Origin of the sequence: Streptomyces niveiscabiei (genome assembly GCF_033794345.1) — a bacterium.
Taxonomy (GTDB): Bacteria; Actinomycetota; Actinomycetes; order Streptomycetales; family Streptomycetaceae; genus Streptomyces; species Streptomyces niveiscabiei.
This window is the reverse complement of record NZ_JARAYJ010000061.1, coordinates 23433-32252: the sequence shown is the minus strand read 5'-3', so window position 1 is coordinate 32252 and position 8820 is coordinate 23433. Positions and strand designations below refer to the sequence as shown.

The 8820-nt window shown below is 71.1% G+C and carries 7 protein-coding genes and 1 riboswitch; all 7 genes read right to left on the bottom strand.

What is annotated here, in order from left to right; all coding sequences use genetic code 11:
• Window positions 1-100: helix-turn-helix domain-containing protein (locus tag PV682_RS41665; RefSeq protein WP_319734622.1), on the bottom strand; the 100-nt coding region annotated here is incomplete at its 3' end.
• A gap of 176 nt (window positions 101-276) precedes the next feature.
• The gene (locus PV682_RS41660) at window positions 277-753 is read right to left on the bottom strand and encodes an FtsB family cell division protein (protein ID WP_319737826.1); all 477 of its coding nucleotides are present in this window, start codon (window positions 751-753) and stop codon (window positions 277-279) included.
• Between the two features lie 92 nt (window positions 754-845).
• A complete protein-coding gene (gene eno, locus PV682_RS41655; RefSeq protein WP_055721191.1) occupies window positions 846-2132 on the bottom strand; it encodes a phosphopyruvate hydratase in 1287 nt (428 codons plus the stop codon).
• 242 nt (window positions 2133-2374) lie between these two features.
• On the bottom strand, window positions 2375-3088 hold the full coding sequence (locus tag PV682_RS41650; protein ID WP_319737825.1) for a transglycosylase family protein: 714 nt from the start codon (window positions 3086-3088) through the stop codon (window positions 2375-2377).
• A 4-nt stretch (window positions 3089-3092) separates the two neighbouring features.
• Window positions 3093-3252, bottom strand: a riboswitch (cyclic di-AMP (ydaO/yuaA leader).
• A gap of 222 nt (window positions 3253-3474) precedes the next feature.
• Complete coding sequence (locus tag PV682_RS41645; protein WP_319737823.1) at window positions 3475-4587, bottom strand: LysM peptidoglycan-binding domain-containing protein; 1113 nt, start codon at window positions 4585-4587, stop codon at window positions 3475-3477.
• A 161-nt stretch (window positions 4588-4748) separates the two neighbouring features.
• Entirely contained in the window at window positions 4749-5984 is a 1236-nt protein-coding gene (locus tag PV682_RS41640) for a cytochrome P450 family protein (protein ID WP_319737821.1), read from the bottom strand.
• Window positions 5981-8650, bottom strand: a complete 2670-nt coding sequence (locus PV682_RS41635) for a hypothetical protein (RefSeq protein ID WP_319737819.1) — start codon at window positions 8648-8650, stop codon at window positions 5981-5983. The genes PV682_RS41640 and PV682_RS41635 overlap by 4 nt, the downstream gene beginning before the upstream one ends.
• Window positions 8651-8820: the final 170 nt, after the last annotated feature.

Genomic DNA, 8820 nt, shown 5'->3' with positions numbered 1-8820 from the left:
GGCAGTCGTTCCACACCACACGCGCACACCCGAACGCACGGGCCAGCGCACGGCGCTGGGAGGCGTCCGGGTAGGCCCGGTAGTTGTAGCGGAGCTGCATACCAACCACGCTACGCACACAGATCACGCACGGTGCACCAAAGATCGAAATTGATCGATAATTTGTTCTATTTTCCGCATCTGGCTGACCTGGGAGAGGAGTTCAACAGCGAACGCAACGAACCCGGTAAAAAGTAAAGCGGGCGTATCGAGTATCGCGGGACACCGCCCCCGGCCTCACCTGCCGACCGCGTCGGCCTTGTCCACGCCGTCCCAGACGTTCGCGTACCAGGGCCGGTCGGCGGCGCCCGCGTCGGCGCGGGCCTGCTTCGCGGCGTCGGGATCGACGACGACGTACCCGGTCTCGCCCGGCAGGACGTAGTGGAGCCGCTGCCGGATCTGCTGCTCGGCGTACGCGTCGTCCTGCCAGCGCGCCTTGAGGTCGCGGAGCTGCTCGACCTTCTGCCGGGCCTGCTCCTGCTCGCGTTCGAGGTCGGCGATCTCGGCGCGCTGGGAGACGTACTGGCGCATGGGGTAGGCGAGGGCGACGACGAGGGTGCACAGGACGAGCGCGAGGAGCGCGGCGCGGCCGGTGAGGCGGGAGCGGCGCTGCTGGCGCTTGTTCTGGGAGCGGTAGACGCGGGCGGCGGTCTGCTCGCCGAGGGCGCGGAGTCTGGTCGCGGTGGAGAACCGGTCCTTGTCCTTGACGGCCATGCCCGCGCCTCCCGTTCCCGTTCATACGTGCGTACGTCCCCGCACACGGTACGGGACCGGGTACGGGGACGTACTAACGACTTGGCTAAGCCTTAGCCCTTGAAGCGCGGGAATGCGCTGCGACCGGCGTACACGGCCGCGTCGTCGAGGATCTCCTCGATGCGCAGGAGCTGGTTGTACTTGGCGACGCGCTCGGAGCGGGCCGGGGCGCCGGTCTTGATCTGGCCGCAGTTGGTGGCGACGGCGAGGTCGGCGATCGTGACGTCCTCGGTCTCGCCGGAGCGGTGGGACATCATGCACTTGAAGCCGTTGCGCTGGGCCAGCTCGACGGCGTCCAGGGTCTCGGTGAGGGAGCCGATCTGGTTGACCTTGACGAGGAGCGCGTTGGCGGCGCCGTCCTCGATGCCGCGGGCGAGGCGCTCGGGGTTGGTGACGAAGAGGTCGTCGCCGACGATCTGGACCTTGTCGCCGAGGCGGTCGGTGAGGACCTTCCAGCCGGCCCAGTCGTCCTCGAAGAGCGGGTCCTCGATGGAGACGAGCGGGTAGGCCGCGACGAGCTCCTCGTAGTACTCCGTCATCTCGGCGGCGGAGCGGGACTTGCCCTCGAAGAGGTAGGAGCCGTCCTTGTAGAACTCGGAGGCGGCGACGTCGAGCGCGAGGGCGATCTGCTCGCCGGGGACGTACCCGGCCTGCTTGATCGCTTCGAGGATGAGGTCGAGGGCGTCGCGGTTGGAGCCGAGGTTCGGCGCGAAGCCGCCCTCGTCGCCGAGGCCGGTGGACAGGCCCTTGGTCTTCAGCACCTTCTTGAGGGTGTGGTAGACCTCGGTGCCCCAGCGCAGGGCCTCGGAGAAGGACTCGGCGCCGATCGGCGCGATCATGAACTCCTGGATGTCCACGTTGGAGTCGGCGTGCGAGCCGCCGTTCAGGATGTTCATCATCGGCACCGGCAGGAGGTGCGCGTTCGGGCCGCCGAGGTAGCGGAAGAGCGGCAGGTCGGACGCCTCGGAGGCGGCGTGCGCGACGGCGAGGGAGACGCCGAGGATGGCGTTGGCGCCCAGCGAGCCCTTGTTGTCGGTGGCGTCCAGGTCGAACATGGCCTGGTCGATCAGGCGCTGCTCGGTCGCGTCGTAGCCGACGAGCTCCGGGCCGATCTGCTCGATGACGGCGAGGACGGCCTTCTCGACGCCCTTGCCCTGGTAGCGGTTGGGGTCACCGTCGCGCAGCTCGATGGCCTCGAAGGCACCGGTGGAGGCGCCGGACGGGACGGCGGCACGACCGGTGCTGCCGTCGTCGAGGCCGACCTCGACCTCGACGGTGGGGTTGCCTCGCGAGTCGAGGATTTCCCGGGCTACGACGACGTCGATGGACGGCACGAGCATCTCCTTCAGTGTGACGCGGGTACGCAGACCTCGTGGGCGCTGCGAGGACGAGCCTAACCGGCTCCGGGGCTTCGGCCAGCCGACCGCCCGCCCCATGGGACAGAACCGACCGTACTCATTGTTCATACCCGGAACAAAGAGGGGGTGGCCGGGGGGCGAACAAAGAAGGGCGGCGGACACAAGCCCGCTCCGGTGCGTACGGGGGAACGCGCACCGGAGCGGGAGCCTGGGGGGCCTGCTGTCTACTTCAGGTGGAGCTGCTGACCCGGGTAGATGAGGTCGGCGTCCTGGATGATGTCCTTGTTGAGCTGGAACAGCTTCTGCCAGCCGCCGGCGACCTTGTGCTTGGCGGCGATGGAGCTGAGGGTGTCGCCCTTGACGACCTTGTACTCGCCGTCGCCCTTCTTGACCTTCTGGCCGGTGGGGGTGGTGACGGTCTTGGAGGACGTCGTCTTCTTCGGGGCGCTCTGCTTGGGGGCGGCCTGGCGCTCGGTGGAGCGGGAGGAGGCGTTCGACTCCGTACGGCTGCTGGAACCGCCGGCCGAGGAGCCCGAGCCGGAGGACGAGCCGCCGCCGTTGTAGGAGGCGCCCGACAGGCCGACGCCGCAGCTCGGCCAGGCGCCCTTGCCCTGGGAGGCGAGGACCTTCTCGGCTATCTCGATCTGCTGGGACTTGCTGGCCTGGTTGGCGGTGGAGGCGTACGCCGTGCCGCCGTACGCGGCCCAGGTCGACGCGGAGAACTGGAGGCCGCCGTAGTACCCGTTGCCGGTGTTGATGGCCCAGTTGCCGCCGGACTCGCACTGCGCGACGGCGTCCCACTCGGAGGCGGTGGCGGCCGAGGCGTTGCCCGCGGCCATCAGGGGGGCGGCGACGGCGACACCGGTGACACCGGCGAGCGCGACGACACGGGTGGCCTTGGACGGGCGGCGGTGCTTGCCCTTGCCGGAGAACAGCATGGATCGATCCCCTCACCGACGCCTGCGAGGTGAGCTGTCGGGTTGGGGCCGGTTGAGTTGCCCTGTCGCTCTTCGCGACTTCACCCCTAGCCGGGTCCGGCGTCAACCACCGTTCCCAGCGCTTACCTTGGGTCCCCCGCTCCTGCCTACGGCGCTTGACGCGACGACTGTTCCCGGACGGCCGCTGGCAGGATTCGGCGTTGCGGCAGCCGGGGCTCGGGTTGCCGAGCGGTCACGACCGTAGACACGCCCTCAGTGGATTTTCAAAGACGATCAGGGCTTCTGAGACTCATCCCACACTTTCCCCAAACCCGGACATTCACCGCGAACACGGACGCCGAACTGCCGTGGTTCCGCCCGCTTTTACGCCTTTGCCGTACGCCGGGTCAGTCACCGAGAGACAGGGGCTGACCGGGGACGATGGCGCTCGGGTCGGCCCCGATGAGGTCCTTGTTCGCGGCGTAGAGGGCGCGCCATCCGCCGTCAAGCTCAAGGGAGTCGGCGATGGAGCTGAGGGTGTCACCGACGCGGACGGTGTACGACTCCGGTTCGTCCGCGCTGAGGCCGCGGTGCTTGCCGGTGCCGGCGGTCGAGAGGGTCGACGCGGTCGAGGGCGGGGTGATGAGGATCGGCGAGGCCCCGACGGCCGCGCCGACGCTGGTGTCGACGAGGCTCCAAGACTCGGGCGGCTGCACCGCGTTGCCCGACTTGTCCCCGTACGACGGTTCTGTGCGCTTGCTGTCAGAACCCTGTGGAGCTTCGGGGGTGACGATCCGGCCCGAGCCGCTGTCCTTGCCCGCCTCGGCCGAATTCCCGGTCTCCGCCGAGGAGTCGGGGGTCTGCGGGGTCGGCGAGGTCTGCGGGGTCTGCGGGGTCGCCTCGGGGGACTTCCCGGGGGTCGACGGGGTGGGGGTCGGGGACGGCGAGGCGCCCGGGTCCGTGCTGCCGGAGGCGCCCGAACCGGCCGTCGAGCCCGAGCCGTTGGACGTACCCGACGCACCCGACGTTCCGGATGAGCCGGACGTATCGGTCGAACCCGTACCCGTACCCGTGCCGGGGCTCGGGCTGGGGCTCGGGGTCGCGTCGGTCGCCGCCGCGCCGTTCTCCTTCGTCAGGCCCGCCGTGAGCGCGCAGATCGGCCAGAAGCCGGGGCCCCGGTCGGCGAGGATGCGCTTGCCGACCTCGATCTGCTCGGCGCGGCCGGCGAGGTCGGGGCGCTCGGCGTAGGCGAGGCCGCCGTACTTCTTCCAGTCGTCGAGCTTGATGTGCAGCCCGCCGAACTGGCCCGAGCCCGTGTTCTCGTCCCAGGCGGCGTCCGTCTCGCAGTCGGCCACCTTGTCCCAGACGGTCGTCCCCTCGACCCCGGCCGGGTTGCCCGCCGCGCTCGCGCCGCTCGCGCCGAGCAGCGGGATGGCGATCGCGGTGCCGGTCACTCCGGCGGCGACGAGGAGCGCCGGAGCCTGGCGGGGTCGACGGTGGCGGCCGTTCCCGGAGAGCATGCGGGCACCTTTCTCACGACAGTGGGGGGCGGGGCGGCTGGTGGGCCGCTCCGGCTTGTGAACGTATCGGCATACGATCACCTGTCACAAGTTCATGCCGCGCAGATCACGTGAAGATCACGGAGTTGAGGGCGTGTCATGTTTGCGTCGGGGCGGCGGGCTCAGGGTGTCGCCGTGAAGCTCACCGGCAAAGTCCGCAGGCCACGCATGATGAGACCGCCCCGCCACCTCAACTCCTCCGGGCTCACCGCGAGTTGAAGGTCCGGCAGGCGTGTGAGAAGTGTCGCGAGCGCGGTCTGGCCCTCCAGGCGGGCCAGGGGTGCGCCGAGGCAGTAGTGGATGCCGTGCCCGTACCCCAGGTGCTGGTTGTCGCGGCGGGCGAGGTCGAGGGTGTCGGGGTGCTCGAAGCGGGCCGGGTCGCGGTCGGCGGCGGCGAGGACGACGAGGACCGGGTCGCCGGGGGCGATGCGCTGGTCCCCGAGGGTGAGTTGCTCGGTCGCGAAGCGCCAAGTCGCCAGCTCCACCGGGCCGTCGAAGCGCAGGAGTTCTTCAACTCCGGTTTCGAGGAGGGCGGTCTCGCCCGTGCTGATGGACTTCTGGAGTTCGGCTCTCTGGTCGGGGTGGGTGAGCAGCGCGAGCGTGCCGTTGCCGATGAGGTTGACCGTCGTCTCGAAGCCGGCGAACAGGAGGATGAACGCCATCGCGGCGGCCTCGTTCTCCGTGAGGTGCTCGCCGTGGTCGGAGGCGCGGATCAGGCCGGAGATGAGGTCGTCGCCGAGGTCGCCGCGTTTGCGGTGGATGAGGTCGAGGAGGTAGGCGCGCATCTTCTTGACGGACCGTGCGACTCCCCCGCGCGGGCCACCCCCATGTCTGATCATCATCCCGGCCCAGTCCCGGAAGTCGTCCTGGTCCTCACGGGGTACGCCGAGCAGGTCACAGATGGCGTAGATCGGGAGGGGGAAGGCGAAGTCGTGGATGAGGTCGGCCTCGCCCTTCGCCGCGAACCGGTCGATGAGCTGGTCCGTCAACTCCTGTACGCGGGGGGCGAATTCGGCGACCCTGCGCGGGGTGAACGCCTTGCTGACGAGCCGCCGCAGCCTCGTGTGGTCCGGCGGGTCGATGTTCAGCAGGTGCGTCATCAGCTCGGCCTTGCGCTCCCCCGGGATGCCGGTCTTGCCCTTCGCGTGGGCCGGTTCGTCGTGGTGGGCCGGGTTCTTGGAGAGGCGGGCGTCCGCGAGGGCCTGTTTGGCGTCGGCGTACCGGGTGACCAGCCAGGCGTCCACTCCGCTGGGGAGGGTGGTCCGGTGGACGGGGGCGTGCTCCCGCAGCCAGGCGTACGCCGGGTACGGGTTGGAGGCGAACTCCCAGGTGAAGAGGGTGGGGGTGCTGTCGGTCACCCGTCGACGGTATCCCGTTTACGCCGGAGCGCCTCGGCGCGGTCACGGGCGAAGGCGTCGCCCTGCGCGGCGGCCTCGTCGTACGCCTGTAGCGCCTCGGTACTACGACCCGACCTCTCCAGTATTACGCCGAGGTGCGCGAGGTCTTGGGGGTCGGTACTACCCCTGAAGTACGACTCGGCGTCCTGGAGGGTCTGCGGGGCGGCGCGGATGTCGTCGAGGATGCGGACGGCCCGGTCGTCGCCGTCGTGGGCCGCGCGCTCCAGGTAGGGCTGGGCGGTCTCGGTCTCGCCGCGCAGGAGGTGGTAGGCGGCGAGGTTGCGGGCGAGGGGGACGTCTTGCTCCTTGCGTGCGTAGTACTGCGCCGCGCGGGAGGCGTCACCGAGGCGGAGGTCGAGGGCGCCGAGTTGTGCGGCGGCGTTTCCGTCGCCGGTTTCGGTGGCCCGGCGCAGGGCCCGGTCGGCGAGGGCGAGGTGGGCTTCGGCGAGGAGGCGGTGGGCCGTGGGGGTGGGGTTCTTGTCGGCGGCGGTGCGGAGGTAGGGGACGGCTTGTTCGGCCCGGCGCCTGCGCAGGAGGTACGCGCCGACCCGCTCCGCGAGTTCGAGGGACCCGGCGTCGGCCGCCTTCCGGTACCAGTACATCGCGCCCGTCTCGTCCCCTTCGGTCTCCTTGAGCAGGCCGAGCATGTGCATCGCGTCGCGGTCGCCCTTCTCGGCCCTCGGGGTGAAGAGGGTGCGCGCGTTGATGTGCACGGTGTGCCGGTCCTCGGCGTCGTACGAGGTGACCTCCAGGGCGGCCCGCCAGACGCCGACCGGGAGCCACCTCTCCTCGCGCAGCGCCGCCGCGACCAGGGCGCCGTGGGGGCGCCACGTGCCCTCCCGCTCGCCGGGGAGCAGAAAGCCGGTGACGCCGTGCCGCCGCTCGGACGCCCAGGCCAGGGCCTCGTCCACGGCCGCGGCGGGGTACGGGGGTACGGGGTCGTACGCCGTCTGCGCGGCGGCCAGCAGTTCCCTCGGCATGCCGCGGCGCACACCGCATCGCGCGAGGTCGACCGAGGCCAGCAGCAGGCTTTCGCGGGCGCCGCGCAGGCTGCGCGCGCGCAGCGTGCGGCCCCAGGTGTCCACCAGCAGCGGTGCGAGCGCCAGGTACTGCGTGACGCCCGTGTCCCCCCGCCACTCCAGCGCCTCCGTCAGCCTCGGGTCCTCGCTGTCCCTCGCCCTCGCCAGTTCGGTGCCGCTCCACACCGTGCTCAGGCGTTCCTTCCTCGCGCGGGCGAGGAGGCGGTGCGCCGGGCCGTCCGTCTCGTCCATGTACGCGTCGTACACGTCGTCGTTCATCGTCCCCACGACCTGGACGCGGGCCCTCGTCAGCTCCGCCAGCAGCTGGATGTCCAGCTGGCGTTCCCTCAGGTGGGCGTCCAGGTCGTCCAGCCACAGGACGTGTCTGCCGGGGTGGCCCGCGAGCAGGGCGGGGAGGGGGCGCAGGTCCGTGCCGGGGGACGGGGCGAACACCCTGGTGTCCGGGGGGAGTTCGGACAGCACCTCCCACGCGGTACGGGTCTTTCCCGCGAACCTCCGCCCCGTGATCACCAGCAGCCTGCCGTCCGCGAACCAGTCCCGGCTCGTCTCCACGTCCCGTACGACGTACAGCGGCAGCTCGGGCCCCTCCTCCAGCCTCCGCGCCTCCCGCACGCCGAGGTCCAGGGCGTCGGCATCGGTGAGGTCGGCGAGGGTGGGCCAGGTCGTGGGGTCGAGGTGCGTGAGGGCGGGGTGGGTGAGGGCGGGGTGACCGAAGTAGACGTTGCCCGCGACCGCGCCGGTTACGGGGCCGTGGAAGGTGGATCGGCTGAAGTCGACGTGATCGCCGGGCGGGGTGGCGGGGTCTTGGTGGGGTGGGGTAGGGCCTGGGTCGGAGGGGGTGGGAGTCGGGTCGGGGTGAGGGGCGTCCTCGGGGGTGAGGGGCGGGGGGTCGTACACCTGGGGTGGGGTGGGGGGAGCGTCGGCGGGTGCCGAAGGGGAGGGGGCGTGCTCCTGGGAGCGGGCGTCGGGGGATGCCGGTGCAGGGAGGTCGAAGGGCGGGACGACGGGAAGGCAGGCCGGGGGCGGGGCTTCCGGCTCGGGGGTCCGGAGGGGGCGGTGGCCGTTTCGGGGCAGGGCGGGGAAGGAGGCGCCTTCCGGCTCCGCGGTCCGGGCGGGGCGGTCGCCGTTCCTGGGGTGGTCGGCCCGGGGTGCCTCTTCCGGTTCCGGCGTCGGCGGGCGGTGTCGGTCGGCCGGGGGTTCCAGGGTCGGTTGTTCCAGCTTCGCGCCCACGAGCATGGAGGTGAGGGTGGTGACGCGGTCGGCGCGGTCGGCATGCGCGGGAGCGGGCTGCGGGGCGAGGTCCGCGTGGTGCTCGTAGCGGTCGGTCAGTTCACGGAGCAGGTCGGCGGCCGACGGGATGTCCTCGGCCTGGGCGAGATACTTGCGGATGCGGCGGACATGAATCTGGACCGAACCCGACGAGACGGCACGGAACGACATCAGATCAAGACGATGGTGAGGGGTCACAGCGATGAACCACTCGTGGAACGCGTCCCGGACCTCCGCCCCCACCTCGGTCTCCGACCCCAGCGCGGCACTGAACACCCCCGCCGCCCTGACCGCCAGCTCCTCCAACTCCCGCTCCATACACGCCCCCGCGCCCCGAGAACCGGATCAGAGATCCCACCGTACTCGCCCCCGGGGCCAAACTCCCGCCACGGGACGCCGCGCGGAACGGCCCTCGCCGCGCGGGAGTTCACCGCCCGGTGTTCCCCTGTGCTGCCGGCCCTCCCGGCAACGCCCCGCCCACCGAACCC